The 16874-nt window shown below is 61.4% G+C and carries 16 protein-coding genes; 13 read left to right on the forward strand and 3 right to left on the reverse strand.

The window, feature by feature from the left end; all coding sequences use genetic code 11:
* Positions 1-34 precede the first annotated feature (34 nt).
* Positions 35-976, forward strand: a complete 942-nt coding sequence (locus ACLH0I_RS13040) for a LysR substrate-binding domain-containing protein (RefSeq protein WP_250961422.1) — start codon at positions 35-37, stop codon at positions 974-976.
* Here ACLH0I_RS13040 and ACLH0I_RS13045 read toward each other — a convergent pair.
* Entirely contained in the window at positions 921-2321 is a 1401-nt protein-coding gene (locus tag ACLH0I_RS13045; protein ID WP_250961421.1) for an amidase family protein, read from the reverse strand. The two genes, ACLH0I_RS13040 and ACLH0I_RS13045, sit on opposite strands and share 56 nt — an antisense overlap.
* Positions 2322-2359: 38 nt before the next feature.
* Entirely contained in the window at positions 2360-3028 is a 669-nt protein-coding gene (locus tag ACLH0I_RS13050) for an FMN-dependent NADH-azoreductase (protein WP_250961420.1), read from the reverse strand.
* A gap of 332 nt (positions 3029-3360) precedes the next feature.
* On the opposite strand from ACLH0I_RS13050, the gene ACLH0I_RS13055 reads away from it, so the two are divergent.
* The 12 genes from ACLH0I_RS13055 (at position 3361) to ACLH0I_RS13110 (ending at position 15648) form a co-directional block, all read left to right on the forward strand.
* A complete protein-coding gene (locus ACLH0I_RS13055) occupies positions 3361-4791 on the forward strand; it encodes a purine-cytosine permease family protein (RefSeq protein ID WP_250961419.1) in 1431 nt (476 codons plus the stop codon).
* A 38-nt stretch (positions 4792-4829) separates the two neighbouring features.
* The gene (locus ACLH0I_RS13060; protein ID WP_250961418.1) at positions 4830-5381 is read left to right on the forward strand and encodes a VOC family protein; all 552 of its coding nucleotides are present in this window, start codon (positions 4830-4832) and stop codon (positions 5379-5381) included.
* 84 nt (positions 5382-5465) lie between these two features.
* Complete coding sequence (locus ACLH0I_RS13065) at positions 5466-6254, forward strand: creatininase (RefSeq protein ID WP_411387276.1); 789 nt, start codon at positions 5466-5468, stop codon at positions 6252-6254.
* Positions 6255-6470: 216 nt separating this feature from the next.
* Positions 6471-7889: an LLM class flavin-dependent oxidoreductase gene (locus tag ACLH0I_RS13070; RefSeq protein ID WP_411387277.1), complete on the forward strand. Its 1419-nt coding sequence runs from the start codon at positions 6471-6473 to the stop codon at positions 7887-7889.
* Positions 7890-7893: 4 nt separating this feature from the next.
* Positions 7894-8856 carry an AMP-binding protein gene (locus ACLH0I_RS13075; protein ID WP_411387278.1) on the forward strand — a complete coding sequence of 321 codons (963 nt, stop codon included), beginning with the start codon at positions 7894-7896 and terminating at the stop codon, positions 8854-8856.
* The gene (locus ACLH0I_RS13080; RefSeq protein WP_411387279.1) at positions 8853-9623 is read left to right on the forward strand and encodes an ABC transporter ATP-binding protein; all 771 of its coding nucleotides are present in this window, start codon (positions 8853-8855) and stop codon (positions 9621-9623) included. The genes ACLH0I_RS13075 and ACLH0I_RS13080 overlap by 4 nt, the downstream gene beginning before the upstream one ends.
* Positions 9620-10501, forward strand: coding sequence for a branched-chain amino acid ABC transporter permease (locus ACLH0I_RS13085; protein WP_411387280.1), 882 nt, complete (start codon positions 9620-9622; stop codon positions 10499-10501). Before ACLH0I_RS13080 ends, ACLH0I_RS13085 begins: the two co-directional genes overlap by 4 nt.
* Before the next feature lie 4 nt (positions 10502-10505).
* Complete coding sequence (locus ACLH0I_RS13090; RefSeq protein ID WP_411387281.1) at positions 10506-11570, forward strand: branched-chain amino acid ABC transporter permease; 1065 nt, start codon at positions 10506-10508, stop codon at positions 11568-11570.
* Positions 11571-11673: 103 nt separating this feature from the next.
* Positions 11674-13011, forward strand: coding sequence for an ABC transporter substrate-binding protein (locus ACLH0I_RS13095; RefSeq protein ID WP_411387282.1), 1338 nt, complete (start codon positions 11674-11676; stop codon positions 13009-13011).
* Between the two features lie 53 nt (positions 13012-13064).
* The gene (locus ACLH0I_RS13100; RefSeq protein ID WP_250961410.1) at positions 13065-13841 is read left to right on the forward strand and encodes an ABC transporter ATP-binding protein; all 777 of its coding nucleotides are present in this window, start codon (positions 13065-13067) and stop codon (positions 13839-13841) included.
* Between the two features lie 171 nt (positions 13842-14012).
* On the forward strand, positions 14013-15245 hold the full coding sequence (locus tag ACLH0I_RS13105; RefSeq protein WP_411387283.1) for an SfnB family sulfur acquisition oxidoreductase: 1233 nt from the start codon (positions 14013-14015) through the stop codon (positions 15243-15245).
* Between the two features lie 10 nt (positions 15246-15255).
* Positions 15256-15648: a hypothetical protein gene (locus ACLH0I_RS13110; RefSeq protein WP_411387284.1), complete on the forward strand. Its 393-nt coding sequence runs from the start codon at positions 15256-15258 to the stop codon at positions 15646-15648.
* A gap of 320 nt (positions 15649-15968) precedes the next feature.
* Here the strand turns inward: ACLH0I_RS13110 and ACLH0I_RS13115 are convergent, their stop codons facing one another.
* The gene (locus ACLH0I_RS13115; protein ID WP_411387285.1) at positions 15969-16850 is read right to left on the reverse strand and encodes a GyrI-like domain-containing protein; all 882 of its coding nucleotides are present in this window, start codon (positions 16848-16850) and stop codon (positions 15969-15971) included.
* Positions 16851-16874 lie beyond the last annotated feature (24 nt).

Raw genomic sequence — 16874 nt, forward strand, 5'->3', positions numbered from 1 at the left:
ACGCAATACCCGTCCAGGTTGCCAGGAGACCATCATGCGCAAGATACCCCCTCTGAATTCGGTGCGAGCGTTCGAAGCGGTTGCACGCCACCAGAGTTTTTCCGTGGCAGCGAACGAGCTCTCCGTGACAGTCGCCGCGGTCAGTCATCAAGTCCGGCAATTGGAGGACGGGTTGGGGCAAAAGCTCCTTGAGCGGGGGCGGACGGTGACCCTCACGCCCGTGGGCAAAGCCATCTATCCGCTGTTGCGGGACGGCTTCGACCAGATTGCCCAGGCCTTTGCCCTGATAAATGGGGCAAAGGAGGGCGATGCGATCCAGGTGTCCACCACGCGCGCATTCGCGGAACGATGGCTCATGCCGCGCCTGGCGAAGTTCAACGAGATCTATCCGAACATCCTGGTGTCGATCCACGCCTCGGAGAAACTGGTGGATTTGCGTTCCGAGACTATTGACCTGGCGATTCGATATGGTCCAGTCGAGGCCGGTGTGCGAGGCCCAGTGCTGTTCGAGGATCGGTACATCGCCGTCGCGGATAAAAGCATCTGCCCAGTCGAGCGCACGGCAACGATCGACGACTTTCATAATCGACCGCTGCTGGCGTTCAAATGGAAGAACCAGGCTCTCGAAGCTCCCTCTTGGTCAGCCTGGCTGGCCCGGGCCGAACACGGTGCCTCCCGGGACCTGCGCACCTCCTGGTACAGCGAGGAAACGCTTGCGCTGCATGCAATGGAGTGCGGATTAGGCCCCTTGCTGTGCAGCAATGTATTGATTGGCGATGAGCTTCGCTCTGGTCGGATTCGACAGGTGGCGGGCCCGGCCTTGGCCGGGTTTACGTACCACTTGGTAGAAGATAGTCATTGCAATCCTCGCCATAGCCTTTCGTTATTCAGGGAATGGCTTTTGGGCGAGGCAACATCGTTCAGGGAACATACGCTTGATGAGATGGCGGGGCGTCAAATGGCGCTGACGTCCTGAAACCTGAGGCGGATAAGCTCGATTCCACCGCCAGGGCTACGCTGAGTAGGTGATCGTCGTGATCCCGGGTTGTCGAAAACAGGGTCGAGGTGGCAAACCCGGAACTGTCCCTCCCAGATGGGATTGCCACGCCCGGCATATCCAGCAGACTTCCAATCATGGTGAGTGACAGGGTCTCAAGGTTCACGGCGGCAAAAAGCACATCGTCATCCTCCAATGGCGCCCTCGGCGGTGCGACATGCTTGACCGTCGGCATCACCAGGATGGCACCGTCGAGTTCGTTTTCGATTGCAGCCATCAACTCCATGCGCAGATGTCGGATCCTGGCTTCGGTGGCAGAGTCGATGTCCTTGGCCGAGCGCAAGCGAGCCTGCACGCGCCTGTCCATTCGCACACCTTGTGGACCTTCCACGATCGGGCCGAGAAGGCGCCAGGCTTCTATCGCCCCCAACCAGCCCGAGCGGGTAATCAGTTCACGGGTATGGGCGACTGCGGCTATCGTTCGATACTCAACCCGCGCACCGGCCTCACGAAGCCGTTCCATCATTGAGACAAGGTTGTGCTGTACCGCAGGCTGCAGCGCTGGATCAATCATCACGCCGTCATCGACCACAAAGCGCAGATCTGCAAGGTTGGCAGCCCGGAGGGCCACGCTTGCGCAACCTCGCATCAGCGCATCGAACGTCGCACAATCGGCCACGGTATGGGCAAAAGAACCCAAGCTATCCAGCGTGACGGCAAGCGGGTGCACACCCTCCATGCAGTAGCGGCCCGTGGAAGCCTTGTAGCCAACCAAGCCATTGAACGCCGCTGGAATGCGAATCGAGCCTGCGGTGTCAGTGCCGATGGCGCAGCTGACGATGCCCTGTTGAACCGCAATCGCCGAGCCGGACGAAGACCCACCAGGAACTCGGCTGTCGTCGGTCGCGGGATCGGAAACCGGCGTTCCAAAATGAGGATTCAGGCCCAGGCCGGAATAGGCGAACTCGGAGAGATTGGTTTTACCCATCGGGATCATCCCCTGCGCCGTGAGGGCTGCGATGACGGCTGCATCCTTGGTCGCCATGGGCGCGTTGACACGAGTAAAGGAGCCGGCGGTCGTCCGACTGCCCGCGACGTCCAGCAGGTCCTTGACCGCATAAGGGATACCGTCAAAGGCGCTCAACTGAGTCCCGTTCTGCCACCGTTGGGTTGATGCACCAGCGTCATTGATGGCGCGTTGTTCCAGTGTGGAAATGAATATGTGCTTCGAGTTATTGGCCGAGGTCAATGCAGACTCGATCAATTCATCCGGCGTGGCATGGCCCAGTCTCAAGCGCTCGGCAATTTGCAGCATCGTGATCATGATTGTCCCATCGTTGGTGTTGGCGGCGATACGTGGCATCAAGCCGGAGACAGCTGGCTTTGCCGTGCCTCGACCATTTGCCTGGCCAGGACCGGAACGGCATCGAACGCGTTCGCGATGGAGGCTTCATGGCGAGCGTCGCCAAATTCCTGGTAATCGATAGAGATGACATGGGTTTCATCCACGCCCAAGTAATGCGCACAGGTTTGAATGTGCGTGTCCAGATGGTTCATGGCCTCACGAACGCCACCAGGACCAAATCCAAACTCACCCCGGGAAGACAAAATGACCAGCTTCTTGCCGCTCATGATGGGTTCCAACGGGTAGTCGCCCCGGTCGAGGTCGAATGTGAAAGTCTTGCCGATACGAATCACTTTGTCGAACCAGGACTTGAGAGCGGCCGGCATCCCGTAGTTGTACATCGGCGTACCGATCACGATGATGTCGGCCCGGTCGATTTCGTCGATCAGTTCATCCGAGAGGCGAATTTCCTCGCGCTTTTCTGGCGTCATGTGTTCTTCGGGCGTAAAAACTGCGGCGATCCAGGCTTCGGTCACGAAGGGAGGAGGGTTGTGCCCAACGTCACGGGCGATGATTTGCGCCTTGCCATCATGTTCGATCCAGGCTTCGACAAACGCCTGGGACAGTTTACGGCTTAGGGAGCGGTCGGAGCGTGCACTGGCATCAATATGAAGAAGGGTGGTCATTTCGTGATTCCTGTTAATCCTGAAGTGGGATGACTTCAGCGACTGCAACAAGTTGGCCATGACCCTCGCTGCTTCGGCTATTGATATTTCTTTGAAGGGGATCAAATAAAACTCAACGAGCGATTGTTATTTGTCGGGTGAATTGAAATGTTTCCCTTTTTTTGACATTGAACGGGTATTTCATGCCCGGATGAATGACACGCTTGAAAAAAATTTAATCCGGCAATTTTTCTAAAGGGTCGTTTAGTTATCGTCAATTACATAAAAATACAGACCTCGCTTTAATGGCTCGGGGCGATTCACGTGGTCGCCGGTCAGCGAGGAAAATAATAATGTCAATGCGTCGCGAATCTGAAAGAAACTTAACGAACGAGGCCAACTACGATGCGCTGGGTATTGAGCCGGTGCCCGATAGCCATCGTACTTCCACACCGCTGGACCAGTTCTGGATCTGGGCCGGGGCGAATGTGGCGCCGATCAATTGGGTGCTGGGGGCAATCGGTATCCAACTGGGCTTGAGCCTGATTGAAACCCTGCTGGTGATTATCGTCGGCAACCTGTTGGGTGCCGCCCTGTTCGGTGCCATCTGCATCATGGGCCACCGCACGGGAGTGCCGCAAATGGTGCTTTCCCGGCTGGCCTTCGGCCGACGCGGTGCCTACTTGCCAACCTTCATGCAGATATTGATGCCGATGGGCTGGGTCGCTACCAACACATGGATAGTCTTGGACTTGGCGATGGCGGCCTTGGAAAAGATCGGCATCAGCGGGGGCATGGAGCTCAAGTACGGTATCGCCTTGGGCGTCATGGTCATCCAGGTGGGTATCGCAGCCTGGGGCTTCAATGCCATCAAATGCTTCGAGCGCTACACCATGCCGGTGATCCTGCTGATCATGGTGGTGATGACCGGGCTCGCCTTCACTGAGGTGGATATCCAGTGGCAGGCCTCGACCGTCGAGGGCATTGGCAAACTGTCGGCCATGAGCAGCCTGATGACGGCGATCGGGATCGGCTGGGGCATCTCCTGGCTGGTGTACGCCTCGGATTACACCCGCTTCACCCAGCGCAAACTCTCCGATGGCCAGGTATTTCGCTCGACATTCCTCGGCATGTTCCTGCCTACCGTATGGTTGGCCTTTCTTGGCGCTGCCATTGCTTCCGCGGGCGCAGGCTCGGACCCGGCCCAACTGATCATCGCGGTGTTCGGCACCATGGCGTTGCCGGTACTTCTGGTGCTGCTACATGGTCCGGTGGCCACTAACATCGTGGTCATCTATTCGGCGGCACTGGCAACGTTATCGTTGGATCTGCGAGTGCCACGCTGGGTTGTTTCAACCGTCTCGGGCGTGGTCGCGCTGTGCATCCTCTATCTGTTCCTGCAATCAGGTGAGTTCGTGCATACCTTCGAGAACCTGATGGTCTTCTTCGTGGTATGGATCAGTCCGTGGGCGGGTATCACGCTGGTTGATTTTTTCCTGATTCGCCGTGGTCAGCTCGATCTTCAATCGCTTTATTGTCATCACTTGGAAAGTGCCTGCACGGACGTGAACTGGAAAGGCTTGTTTGCACTTGCCGCTGGCGTACTGGCGGCCTGGTTATTCCAAGTCGGCACCATTAAATCACTACAAGGTCCTCTTGCAATGGCATTGGGCGGTATTGATCTGTCTTGGTTGGCGGGGTTTGCCGTCGGTGGCGGTATTTATTATGTGTTGCACCGATCCCGGCAGGTCGAGGTTATTCACTCGTCGGCCATGGCTAAGTAAAAAACCCATGTTGTTATTCATTAAGCGAGGTTGTGCAAATGTCTCATCTTGAACAAACCAATATATTGGCGGCGTTGAGCGGCGGTGCCGAGATCGATGCGTTCCTGGGCAATGTCGTGGAAATCGCGATCGTGACGCGTGACCATAAGCGCACCATGGATGGCTTGCTCAAGCTGGGGATCGGCCCGTGGCGCGTCTATACCTTCAGCCCGGAAAACACCCAGAACCAGACTTACCGCGGTGAGCCGGCCGATTTTGTACTGAAAGTCTGCTTTGCGCAATCCGGAAACATGGTCTGGGAATTGATGGAGCCTGTTTCCGGGCCGACGATCTTCGCTGATTTCCTGGACAAGCATGGCGAAGGCATCCAACACGTCGCGTATGACTGCAACAACATCCCGTTTGAAGACCGCATCGCTGAACTGGAGCGACGTGGCTTCAAATGCGTGCAGTCAGGTTCCTGGATGGGCGTGAATCATTTCGCGTTCTTTGGCACCGAGGCCGACACCACCACCGTGTTTGAAACCTATGCATTTCCTTCCGATTGGGATTATCCGGAGCCAGAGTCGTGGTACCCGCCGCGCGCATAAGCCCATGGGGCATCACCTCGGCGTTGATGGCTGTCATGCGCCGAGGTGCTCGCCACTTTGAAATGACCTCAGGAGGACAACTTCATGAACAATGTTCGGATGGATAACATCAGTTGGGTCGATTATGAGCATCGGGTGCAATCAGGTGCCGTGGTGTTCCTGCCCATCGGCGCAACGGAGCAGCATGGGCCTCACTTGCCGCTGGGAACCGATGCCCTGCTGGCCAGCGCCATCAGCGAAGACGTGGCCAAGGCAATCGGCGGCATCGTTGCGCCGACGTTGTCCTATGGCTACAAATCCCAGCCCAAGTGTGGCGGCGGGCAGCACTTCTGCGGCACAACCAGCGTGGACGGTGCAACCCTGGTCGCCATGGTTCGGGATGCCATCCGTGAGTTTCATCGCCACGGTGTGAAGCGGCTGGTGCTGGTGATCGGTCACTATGAAAACCAGTGGTTCGTGACCGAGGGCATAGAGCTGGCAATGCGCGACATCGGTCCGGACAGCGGGCTGGAAGTCATGCGCCTGGAGCACTGGGAGTTCGTCAACCCGCAGACACTCGACAAGATCTTTGTGAATGGATTTCCGGGAATCGCCTTGGAACATGCGGCGGTCATCGAAACCTCGATGATGCTGCATTACTACCCAGAGATGGTTGCCCTGGACAAGATTCCTGACCATGGACCGGCCGAATTCCCGGTCTACGATATGTACCCCACGCGAATCGAATGGGTGCCTGCGAGTGGTGTTCTGTCCTCTGCGCTGGGTTCCAGTGCCGACAAGGGAAAGCTATTGGTGACCGACGTCACCAGCGGTATTGCCCAGGCGGTCCAGTCAGAGTTCGGGCTCACGGTGTCCAGTCTCCGGATCGCTTAGTGCGTTGATCGGACCTTGGTGGACGTGTTCTCCCGCCTGTCACTGTCCGCCAGCGGACAGTTGATCAACAACGCTGTCCCCGTACAGGCATTTCCATCGAATGAATGAGAGTCTAACTACCTGTAAATAAACGAATTATCACTTGGCACGAATCGTGTTGATAGAGCAGTGAGAGGCACCGGGAAAGGGTGCCGAGCCTATCGAGCAGGAGTCCCCATGCCCCGTGAAATTCGTTTCAATGCTTTCGAGATGAACTGTGTCGGTCACCAGTCGCCCGGTCTCTGGAGGCATCCCAAGGACCGCGCCTGGCAGTACAAGGACCTGGATTATTGGACCGACCTGGCCAAGCTGCTGGAGCGTGGCAAGTTCGACGGTATTTTCATTGCCGATGTGATCGGCATCTACGATGTGCTCGGTGGCAATGGCGATGCTGCCATCCGTCAAGCGACCCAGGTGCCGGTCAACGATCCGCTGGCATTGATCACGCCGATGGCCCTGGTGACCGAACACTTGGGCTTCGGCCTCACGGCCTCGCTGACCTTCGAGCACCCTTACCCCTTCGCCCGCCGCCTGTCCACGCTGGATCACCTGACCAAGGGGCGCATCGGTTGGAACATCGTCACCTCTTATCTCGACAGCGGGGCGCGGAACCTCGGGCAGGCGGCACTCAGCGATCACGATGCGCGCTATGACTACGCCGACGAATACCTGGAGGTGCTCTACAAGTTGTTCGAAGGCAGTTGGGAGGAGGGTGCGGTGCTACGCGCCCGTGAGCGCGGCGTTTTCAGCGACCCGAGCAAGGTCCACGAGATCCGTCACCAGGGCAAGCACTTCCAGGTGCCGGGCATCCACCTCTGCGAACCGTCGCCGCAGCGCACGCCGGTGCTCTATCAAGCGGGGGCGTCGAGTCGTGGCAAGGACTTCGCCGCCGGGCATGCCGAATGTGTGTTCGTTGCGGCGCCGTCCAAGGTGATCCTGAAGAAGACCGTGGCCGATATACGCCAGCGCGCTGCCGAGGCCGGGCGCGATCCGCGCAAGGTGCTGATCTTCAACCTGCAGACGGTGATCGTCGATGAGACCGACACCAAGGCGCAGGCCAAATGGCGCGAACTGAAATCCTACAGCAGCTACGAGGGCGCGCTGGCGCTGATCTCCGGCTGGACCGGCATCGACTTCGGTCAGTACCGACCCGACCAGGTGCTCAAGCACATCCATACCAACGCTATCCAATCGGCCGTGGAAACCTTTTCCAGCGCCGACCCGGACAAGCAGTGGACCGTCCAGGAGTTGGCCGATTGGGTCGGCATTGGCGGCTTCGGCCCATTGATTGTTGGCAGTGCGCAAACCGTGGCCGACGAGCTGCAGGCGTGGGTCGAGGACACCGATGTGGACGGCTTCAACCTGGCCTACGCCCTGGCCCATGAAACCTTCCGCGATGTGGTTGAGCTGCTGGTGCCCGAGTTGCAACAGCGCGGTGCGTACAAGACCCAATATCGTCCCGGCACCCTGCGGGACAAGCTGTTCGGCGATGGCCCGCGGCTGCCCGCCAACCACCCGGGCGCAGGCTATCGGGACTTGAATCGCCTGGCCCGGCGCTCCCGCCTCCCTGAGCCGGCCTTGGTTGGCGAGGAGTAAGCCGATGAGTGTCTACGAGCTCAATTCGTCGCTGCCCGACAGCGTGACCGACAGTGCTCTGGCAGCCTTGCACCGCTGGGCCAGGGAACGACCGACGCAGATCGCCCTGCGCCATCGACGCCTCGGCATCTGGAAGGCCTGGCGTTGGATCGATGTGCAGCGCGAGGTCGAGCGTGTCTGCGATGGCTTGCGCCAGCAGGGCTTTGCGCCGGGCGCGCGACTGGCGCTGAGCGGTGAGTTCGAGCCCAGCCTGCTGATCCTGGCATTGGCCGCGCGCCAATTGGGTGGGCACAGCGTGGTGATCGACCGCGACAGCCGTGGTGAGGATCTACAGCGTCAGCTGCGCCTGGCCCGTCCCGCGTTCGCCTTTGTCCAGCGCCGCGAAAACGTGTCGCACTGGTTGCAGTGCGGCTTGGACGAGGCGTGGCCACTGCAGCTGTATTCGGCCCAGGCCAATGCGGCCAGTCGCGGCCTGTGGCAGGTGCGGTCGCTGTCGGTGCTGTTTGTCACCGAGGCACCCACAGCTCAGCGCCAGGGCTGGGGCCAGGTCGCCGGAGACCCGGTGGTGTGGGTCGATGAAGGCACCGAATGGCGCGATGGCCTGGCCCACGTGTTCAGCCGCTGGCTGGAGGGCGGCGAAGGCTTGGCGTTTCCGGAAACCCGCGAGTCAGCCAGCCGCGATCGCCGCGAGATCGCCCCAACCGCCTTGCTGTTGTCCGCTACGCGAGTCGAATCGCTGGCGGCGGAAATCGAAGCGCGCCTGCCGCTGGCAGGCAGTTGGCGACGACGCCTGTGCGAATGGACCCTGGATGATCCGCGACGTGGCCTGCGCCGCTGGCTCAAGGCGCGGGTACGGCACCTGCTCGGCTTCCGGCGGCTGCGTCGGATCGAGGTGCCGAGCGCACACGCGGACCCCGTGCGGCAAGGTTCGGCGCGGTTGCAGCAGTACCTGGAGCGAGCGGCATGAGTGCGCTGCTGGAGGTGCGTAACGTGTCGCTGTCGTTCCGGGGTGTGAAAGCGATTTCCGACCTTTCGTTCAGCGTCAAGCTTGGCGAGATCTGCGCGCTGATCGGGCCGAACGGCGCGGGCAAGAGTTCGCTGCTGAACATCCTCAACGGGGTCTACAGGGCCGACGCCGGCCAGTTGTTCTTCGCCGCCGAACCGTTGCGCCGCCCGCATCCGTTGAAGGCGGCCCGGCTCGGTATTGGCCGGACGTTCCAGAACAATGCGTTGTTCAAGAAAATGAGCGTGGTGGATAACCTGCTCACCGGTCTGTCGCGTTTCCAGCGGACGTTTTTTCTCGAACAGGCCCTGGGTTTGCCACGTGCCCGGCGCGAAGCCCGGGCTTTCGCCGAGCGTGCCGAACAGGTGCTGGAGTTCCTTGAGTTACAGGCCTGGCGCGACGTCGCCGTGGGCAGCCTGGCCTACGGCCTGCAGAAACGCGTGGAGCTGGGCCGGGCATTGATCGCGCAGCCGACCCTGCTGTTGCTCGACGAGCCGATGGCCGGCATGAACGCCGAGGAGAAGCAGGACATGAGCCGCTTCATCGCCGATATCAATCGTGATCTTGGCACCACGGTGATTCTCATCGAGCACGACATCCAAGTGGTCATGGGCTTGTCCAGCCATGTGGTGGTGCTGGACTACGGCCGCAAGGTCGGCGACGGCTCGCCGGCCGAGGTCCAGGCCAATCCCGATGTGATCGCTGCCTACCTGGGGACGCCTCGCCCATGAATTTCTTTTTGGAAACCCTGATCGGCGGGTTGCTGGCCGGCACCTTGTATTCGTTGGTGGCCATCGGTTTCGTGCTGATCTACAAGGCCAGCGGCGTGTTCAATTTTGCCCAGGGCGCCATGCTGTTGTTCGCCGCGCTGACCTTCGTCAGCTTGCGCGAGCAGGGCCTGTCCTTTGCCCTGGCGCTGCTCCTGACGGTGTTGGTGATGATCGTTGGCGCGCTGCTGATCGAGCGCCTGGTGTTGCGGCCGTTGGTCAACCGCTCGCAGATTACCCTGTTCATGGCCACCCTCGGCCTGTCGTTCATCATCGAGGGCCTGGCCCAAGGACTGATGGGCGCCCAGGTGCGGGCGCTGGACCTGGGCATCGAGGACGTCCCGCTGTTCGTCGGCGAGATCATGATCAGCCAGTTCGACCTGATCGCCGCCGGGGTGTCGGCGCTGACGGTGGCGGTGCTGGCCTTGCTGTTCAACAAGACTCGCATCGGTGTGGCCCTGCGCGCCGTGGCCGACGATACCCGGGCGGCGCTGTCGCTGGGCATCAACCTCAACCGCATCTGGCAGATCGTCTGGGCCGTGGCCGGGGTGGTCGGGCTGGTCGCCGGGCTGCTCTGGGGCGCGCGCCAGGGCGTGCAGTTCTCACTCTCGCTGGTGGTGCTCAAGGCACTGCCGGTGCTGATCATCGGAGGTTTCACCTCGATTGGCGGGGCCATCGTCGGCGGCCTGATCGTCGGCGCCGCCGAGAACCTCGCCGAGGCGTACATCGGCCCGCTGATTGGTGGCGGCATCACGCCCTGGTTCGCCTATTTCCTTGCCTTGATCTTCCTCTACATCCGTCCGTCCGGCCTGTTCGGCGACCGGATCATTGAACGGGTATGACGCCATGACTGCTACTGTTCCGCGCCTGACGGCCAGCTTCGACGAAGCGCCCCTGACCCTGGTGCGCCGCCGCTGGCGACCGGGGCTGCTGCTGTTGCTGCTGGTGGCTTTTGTCGGGCTGCCGTGGCTGGGCAACGACTACTGGCTCAACGCGATCCTGATTCCTTTCCTGGTGTTGTCGTTGGCCGGCCTGGGGCTGAACCTGCTGACCGGCTACACCGGCCAGACATCGGTCGGCGCCGCCGGCTTCATGGCGGTGGGCGCGTTCGCCACCTACGGCCTGTTGCTGCGCGTGCCGGGCCTGCCGTTGCCACTGGCGCTGCTCGGCGGCGGGGTGATCGCCGGGTTGGTCGGGCTGCTGTTCGGCATCCCCAGTTCGCGGATCAAGGGTTTCTACCTGATGGTTACCACGCTGGCCGCGCAGTTCTTCCTGGAGTGGGTGTTCGCCAAGTTCCCCTGGTTCTACAACTACGCCTCGTCCGGCACCATCAGCGCGCCACGCCTGGAGCTGTTCGGCCATCACTTGGGCACCCCGGTCGGTCGCTACCTGCTGACCCTCAGTTGCGTGGTGTTGTTGACCTGGGTGGCGGTCAACCTGGTGCGTAGCCAGGTCGGCCGCAACTGGATGGCGATCCGCGACATGGACACCGCGGCGGCGGTGATTGGGATTGCCGTCGAGCGCGACAAGCGCATGGCCTTCGCCGTCAGTTCTTTCTACCTGGGCATCGCCGGCGCGCTCTGGGCGTTCGCCTACCTGGGGACGGCCAGCGCCGGGAGCTTCGATATCAATCGCTCGTTCCAGATTTTGTTCATCATCATTATCGGCGGCATGGGCAGCATCGCCGGCAGTTTCATCGGTGCTGCCTTCATCAGCCTTGTGCCGATCCTGCTCAGCCATGCCGGGCAATGGCTGTTCAACGGCAACGTCGACGCCGGGCAACTGCAGAACCTGCAGAAGGTGCTCTTCGGTGGCTTGATCATCTGGTTCCTGATCAAGGAGCCGGAAGGGCTGGCACGCCTGTTCGACGACCTGCGCGAGCGCATCAGGGTCTGGCCGCTGCGGTTCTGAGCGCCGACCCACCCCCAATGAACCTTGACCCGACCCAGGGAAAGGAGGTTTCCAACCGCCGGCCGTCATGACGCGGCCAGGCATTCAAACCGAGAAAACCATCATGCATGCAACCTTCAAACGTCGTCTCGCCGCCATCGGCCTGGTGCTTGGCGCCTGTGCGGCGCTGATACCGGGTGCCCAAGCGGCGACCAACGAGCAGTTCTTCCCCTTGGCTACCTATCGGGTCGGCGCCTATGCCTCCAGCGGTATTCCGGTGTGGGCCGGAATGATCGACTACCTGCGCTACATCAATGACGTGGAAGGTGGGATCAATGGCGTCAAGCTGGTCTGGCAGGAATGCGAGACCGAATGGACGGCGGAGAAGGGCATCGAATGCTACGAGCGCTTCAAGAATGGTCTCGATGGCGCGCCGGTGGCGGTCTATCAACCCAATGGCGCGCCGGCCGCCTATGCCCTCGCGGACAAGGCCGAAGCCGACAAGATTCCCTTGATCACCCTCGGTTATGGCCGTACCGAAGCCACCGATGGCCGGGTGTTTCCCTACAACTTCCCGGCCATGCTGACCTTCTACAGCGAGGCCTCGGCGTTCATCAACTACGTGGCCGAGCGCGAGGGCGGGCTGGACAAGCTCAAGGGCAAGAAAATCGCCACCGTCTACCACGACTCCGCCTATGGCCGGGAGACCCAGGGGCCGCTGGCGTTGCTGGCGCAGAAGTACGGCTTCGAGAATATCCAGATCGCGGTGGCCGACCCGGGTAACGAACAGGCCGGGCAGTGGCGCCAGGTGCGGCAACTCCAGCCGGACTGGGTGTTCCTGCGGACCTGGGGCGTGTCCACGCCGGTGGCGATCAAGACCGCGGCGCGTTTTGGCTACCCGGTGGAGCGCATCGTCGGCGACATCTGGGCCAGTTCCAACGAAGACGTGTTGCCGGCCGGCGAGGCGGGCAAGGGGTACCTGGCGTTGACCCCCTATCCGGGCGGCGCCGACTTCGAGATCCACCAGCGCATTCGCCAGCACATCCTCGACACCGGCAAGAGCGACCTCAAGGATCCGAAGAGTTTTGGCAGCGTCTACTACAACTCCGGCCTGGTGAATGCCGCCATCGCCGTCGAAGCGATCCGCACCGCGCAGCAGCATTTCGGCAATCGTCCGCTCAACGGTGAGGAAGGTCGCTGGGGCCTGGAGCACCTCGACCTCAACGATGCGCGCCTCAAGGAAATCGGTTTTCTTGGATTGATGCAGCCGCTGCGCCTGTCCTGCAGCGACCACGAAGGCGGTGGGGCGGCCAAGGTGCAGCAATGGGACGGCCAGCAGTGGAACCTGATCACCGACTGGGTCCAGGCCGACCGCGCCACGTTGCGCCCATTGATCGATGCCAAGGCCGCCGAGTACGCAAAAGAGAAAGGCGTGACCGCCCGCGATTGCGCGGCGCAGTAGCCATTTACAGCGACACACAACCGGGCGCGACTGCGCCCGAGGGAGAAGAAACCATGACCTTTGCGGCCCTTGCCGGCACCGAAAACAGCGAGTTGCTGGCGGTGCAAGACATCGAAGTAATCTACGACGGCGCGATCCTCGCCGTGGCCGGGGTTTCCCTGCGGGTCGGCCAAGGCGATATCGTCGCCCTGCTCGGCGCCAACGGGGCGGGCAAGAGCACCACGCTCAAGGCCATTTCCGGGCTGGTCCAGGCTGATCGGGCGCAGGTCAGCCGTGGACGAATTGTCTTTCAGGGACAGGACACCGCCGGCGTTGCGGCCAATCTGCTGGCGCGCCAGGGCATCGTCCATGTGCTGGAAGGGCGGCATGTGTTCGCCCATTTGACGGTCGAGGACAACTTGCGCAGCGGCGGCTTCCTGCGCAAGCCGACGCGCCGTGAATTGGAACAGGATCTGGAGCGCATCTACGCCTGGTTCCCGCGGCTGAAGACCAAGCGCAAGACCCAGGCCGGGCTGACCTCGGGCGGCGAGCAGCAGATGCTTGCCATCGGCCGCGCATTGATGACCCAGCCTCGACTGGTGCTGCTCGACGAGCCCTCGATGGGGTTGGCGCCGATCCTAGTCGAAGAGATTTTCGCCATCGTCGCGCAGCTCAATGCCCAAGAGGGCATGAGCTTTCTGGTGGCCGAGCAGAACATCAATGTCGCCCTGCGCCATGCCAACTACGCCTACATCCTGGAGAACGGCCGGGTGGTGGGCGAGGGCGATGCTACGGAGCTGGCGGCCCGGGAAGACCTCCAGCATTTCTACCTGGGTGGCAAGGCTCGCTGAGGACGATGCGACGCAACTGTTCGCGGGGCAACAGTCCCTCGACAGTTTGTCGTTCCCGGGGCTTTCAGGTGTATCCGGGTTATTTATCAACTCATTGAATGTAAAGAGTTTTTAAGGTTGGTACGGGCTGTGCTTTAGCGCTGGATGAACCCGTTATGCATGGAGTAGCACATGACCGACTCACCGTCTTTCGATCTGCCTGGGCAGGCCCATCCGGCGCCGCGCAGTCCGGCCCACATCATCCGCAGCGATGCCGAGGCCATTGAAGTGGCGCATCGCCTGGCCCTGGATTTCGCCCGGGAGGCGGCCTTGCGCGACCGCGAGCGGCGGCTGCCTTGGGAGGAGCTGGAGCGCTTTGGCGCCAGTGGGCTGTGGGCGATCCGCGTGCCAAAGGCATACGGTGGCGCCGAAGTGTCCTATGCCACCCTCAGCGAAGTGATCGCGATCATTTCCGCGGCCGATCCGTCTCTCGGCCAACTGCCGCAGAACCATTTCGGCGTGCTCAGCAACCTCAGCCTGACCGGCAGCGAGGAGCAGAAGCGCCGTTACTACGCCAAGGTGTTGCAGGGCTATCGTTTCGGCAATGCCTTTTCCGAAGCGCGCAGCCAGTACGTCACCACTTTCCAGACGCAGATCCGCTTCGACGGCGACACCGCGGTACTCGACGGCGAGAAGGCCTACTGCACCGGTGCGTTGTTCGCCCACATCGTGCCGGTTGCCGGCGTGGATGAGGAAGGGCACGTCCATATCGCCCTCGTCCCACGGGATGCGGCGGGCCTGACGGTGATCGACAGTTGGGACGGTTTCGGCCAGCGCATCACCGCCAGTGGCCAGGTGCGTATCGACGGCGTGCGGGTGCCGGCGAACGACGTGGTGCCGGCCTGGAAAGCCTATGAGCAACCCACCTCCGACGGCCCGATTTCGCAAATCATCCAGGCTGCGGTGGACACTGGCATTGCCCGTGGCGCCTTCGCCGAAACCCTGCGCGTCGCGCGCCAGGCGCGTCCATGGGTGGACAGCGGGCTGCAACACGGTTGGCAGGACCCGCTTGGCCAGGCGCTGATCGGTGAGTTGGCCTGGCGCCTGCAAGCGGCCGAGGCGATTCTGCGGCGCGCGGCGCACGCAGTCGACCGGGCTGTCGCCGAACCCAGCGAGGAACGAGTGGCAGAAGCCTCGGTGATCGTCGGCCAGGCCAAGGTGCTGTCCACCGAGATTGCCCTGGAGGCATCCAGCCGTCTGTTGGAGTTGGGCGGCACCCGCAGCGTCTCGGCCAGCCAGGGGCTGGACCGGTTCTGGCGCAATGCGCGGACCCACACCCTGCACGATCCGGTGCGCTGGAAATATCACTTGGTCGGCAATCAACTGCTCAACGGCATCAAGCCGCAACGTCATTCCTGGAACTGAGGTATTGCCCATGTCCAACTTACATTCCCAAGGCCGTAGCGACCTGGCCCATGCCCGTCATGTCGAGGCGGCGCTGCTCGACTTTCTGCGTGCCCAGAGCGCTCGGCATGAAGCCCTGGTGATTGCCGCGGTCGGCGATTTGCGTATCCGCATCGACGCTGCCGATGCCTTGCTGGAATACGCCGACGAGTCCCAGTCGGCCGCCATCGCCTTTCGCCTGGCCGCCGCCGAGGCCGCGCGCCTGGCCGGCCATGCCTACTTCGAACTGGCTGGTCGCAGCCTGCCGCGGCCCTTGCCGGACAGCCCCGAACCGGCCCTGCTGACCCAGCGTCGGCTGCTTGGCGACCATTACCTCAACGGCGCTGCGTTGGCCGATGGGCAAGGTATTGGGTTGGCTGGGTGAAGGTCTATGTTCGGCGGCGGAGGCAATGCTGTTCGCTTGAGGCTTGGGACTTGGGACTTGAGGCTTAAGGTACGAGCCATTGTGGATGAGTCATTGTGGCGAGGGAGCTTGCTCCCGCTGGGCTGCGTAGCAGCCCCATGCGGCCATCGAGGGTGCCAGATTGCTTGGGCCAACAGGCGCCGGGGGGCGCTTCGCACCCCAGCGGGAGCAAGCTCCCTCGCCACAGATGTATTCAGTAAGGGGGGCTTCGGGTTGTCGACATCAAGGTGGGACTGGCGAATGACCACCAGGCTCGTCTCGTTGTAGACGTGGGACTATGATCACCTGAGCGGCAGAAAGAGCTCGGTTACGGCTTCGTTCTCGGCAACGTCCGGAAAGAACGTAATGCGCTGACAATAGAGCGGGAAATCTCCCGGTTCCTCACCGCTGGCCGGCAGCCAATCCCTGTACAGGTACAGTGCGGCAGGCTCAAGGTTATCGGCACCACCTTCGACCCGCAGCACGGCACAACGCCCGGCAGGGATACTGCCGGCCTTGATCGCTTCGCCGTTTGGCGTGATGGGTTGGTCCGTCCCTGCGCATAGATCCAATCGATAGTTTTGCGGTGCAGTCGCGCGCGGGTCGGTGTGGAAGACATTGAACGTCGGACTGATCGGTGGGATCAGGCCGACACTGCGCCGCCAGGCAATGAAGCGTTGGATCGTCGTGCCGATCATCGCGGGATCGCCTCGGTGTTCCATGATGGCGACGGGGGTCGCGGGAACGCTACGGATCTGTACATCGCTGGGCTGATAAGTCGTGGGCATGAAACGGTTCCTCGCGTTGTGCAATGGCGTGAAAGTAATGCCCCAGTGCTGCCAGTCGGGCGATTTGCGGAAATTCGAGGGTTGTTGCCCCACGCGCTGTCGAAAGGCACGGGCAAAGGCATCAGGCGCACCGTAACCGGCACCCATGGCAATCTCTGTAATCGTTTCATGTTCGCGAAACGCCAGTTTGTAGGAGGCACGTTTGAGGCGAGCGAGCTGGACATAGCGATTCAGAGGCAGATTGAACGTCGCCATGAACTGCCGGTGGAAATGGTATTTCGAAAAGGCCGCGACGCCGCTCAACGTATCCAGGTCCAGGCAGTCATCCAGATGCAGATCGATGTAATCGAGCACTTTCTGCATCCGGGATCGGTAGCGCTTTTGTGTGTCGGTCATGGTCTTTCCCTGTAGAGGACACCA

The sequence above is a fragment of the Pseudomonas sp. MPB03 genome (assembly GCF_046605385.1).
Lineage (GTDB): Bacteria > Pseudomonadota > Gammaproteobacteria > Pseudomonadales > Pseudomonadaceae > Aquipseudomonas > Aquipseudomonas zanjanensis.

What these genes read in the sequence shown, in the direction of transcription:
- ACLH0I_RS13040 (WP_250961422.1), top strand. Translation starts at nt 35, where the DNA reads ATGCGCAAGATACCCCCTCTGAATTCGGTGCGAGCGTTCGAAGCGGTT.
- ACLH0I_RS13045 (WP_250961421.1), bottom strand. Translation starts at nt 2,321, where the DNA reads ATGATCACGATGCTGCAAATTGCCGAGCGCTTGAGACTGGGCCATGCC.
- ACLH0I_RS13050 (WP_250961420.1), bottom strand. Translation starts at nt 3,028, where the DNA reads ATGACCACCCTTCTTCATATTGATGCCAGTGCACGCTCCGACCGCTCC.
- ACLH0I_RS13055 (WP_250961419.1), top strand. Translation starts at nt 3,361, where the DNA reads ATGTCAATGCGTCGCGAATCTGAAAGAAACTTAACGAACGAGGCCAAC.
- ACLH0I_RS13060 (WP_250961418.1), top strand. Translation starts at nt 4,830, where the DNA reads ATGTCTCATCTTGAACAAACCAATATATTGGCGGCGTTGAGCGGCGGT.
- ACLH0I_RS13065 (WP_411387276.1), top strand. Translation starts at nt 5,466, where the DNA reads ATGAACAATGTTCGGATGGATAACATCAGTTGGGTCGATTATGAGCAT.
- ACLH0I_RS13070 (WP_411387277.1), top strand. Translation starts at nt 6,471, where the DNA reads ATGCCCCGTGAAATTCGTTTCAATGCTTTCGAGATGAACTGTGTCGGT.
- ACLH0I_RS13075 (WP_411387278.1), top strand. Translation starts at nt 7,894, where the DNA reads ATGAGTGTCTACGAGCTCAATTCGTCGCTGCCCGACAGCGTGACCGAC.
- ACLH0I_RS13080 (WP_411387279.1), top strand. Translation starts at nt 8,853, where the DNA reads ATGAGTGCGCTGCTGGAGGTGCGTAACGTGTCGCTGTCGTTCCGGGGT.
- ACLH0I_RS13085 (WP_411387280.1), top strand. Translation starts at nt 9,620, where the DNA reads ATGAATTTCTTTTTGGAAACCCTGATCGGCGGGTTGCTGGCCGGCACC.
- ACLH0I_RS13090 (WP_411387281.1), top strand. Translation starts at nt 10,506, where the DNA reads ATGACTGCTACTGTTCCGCGCCTGACGGCCAGCTTCGACGAAGCGCCC.
- ACLH0I_RS13095 (WP_411387282.1), top strand. Translation starts at nt 11,674, where the DNA reads ATGCATGCAACCTTCAAACGTCGTCTCGCCGCCATCGGCCTGGTGCTT.
- ACLH0I_RS13100 (WP_250961410.1), top strand. Translation starts at nt 13,065, where the DNA reads ATGACCTTTGCGGCCCTTGCCGGCACCGAAAACAGCGAGTTGCTGGCG.
- ACLH0I_RS13105 (WP_411387283.1), top strand. Translation starts at nt 14,013, where the DNA reads ATGACCGACTCACCGTCTTTCGATCTGCCTGGGCAGGCCCATCCGGCG.
- ACLH0I_RS13110 (WP_411387284.1), top strand. Translation starts at nt 15,256, where the DNA reads ATGTCCAACTTACATTCCCAAGGCCGTAGCGACCTGGCCCATGCCCGT.
- ACLH0I_RS13115 (WP_411387285.1), bottom strand. Translation starts at nt 16,850, where the DNA reads ATGACCGACACACAAAAGCGCTACCGATCCCGGATGCAGAAAGTGCTC.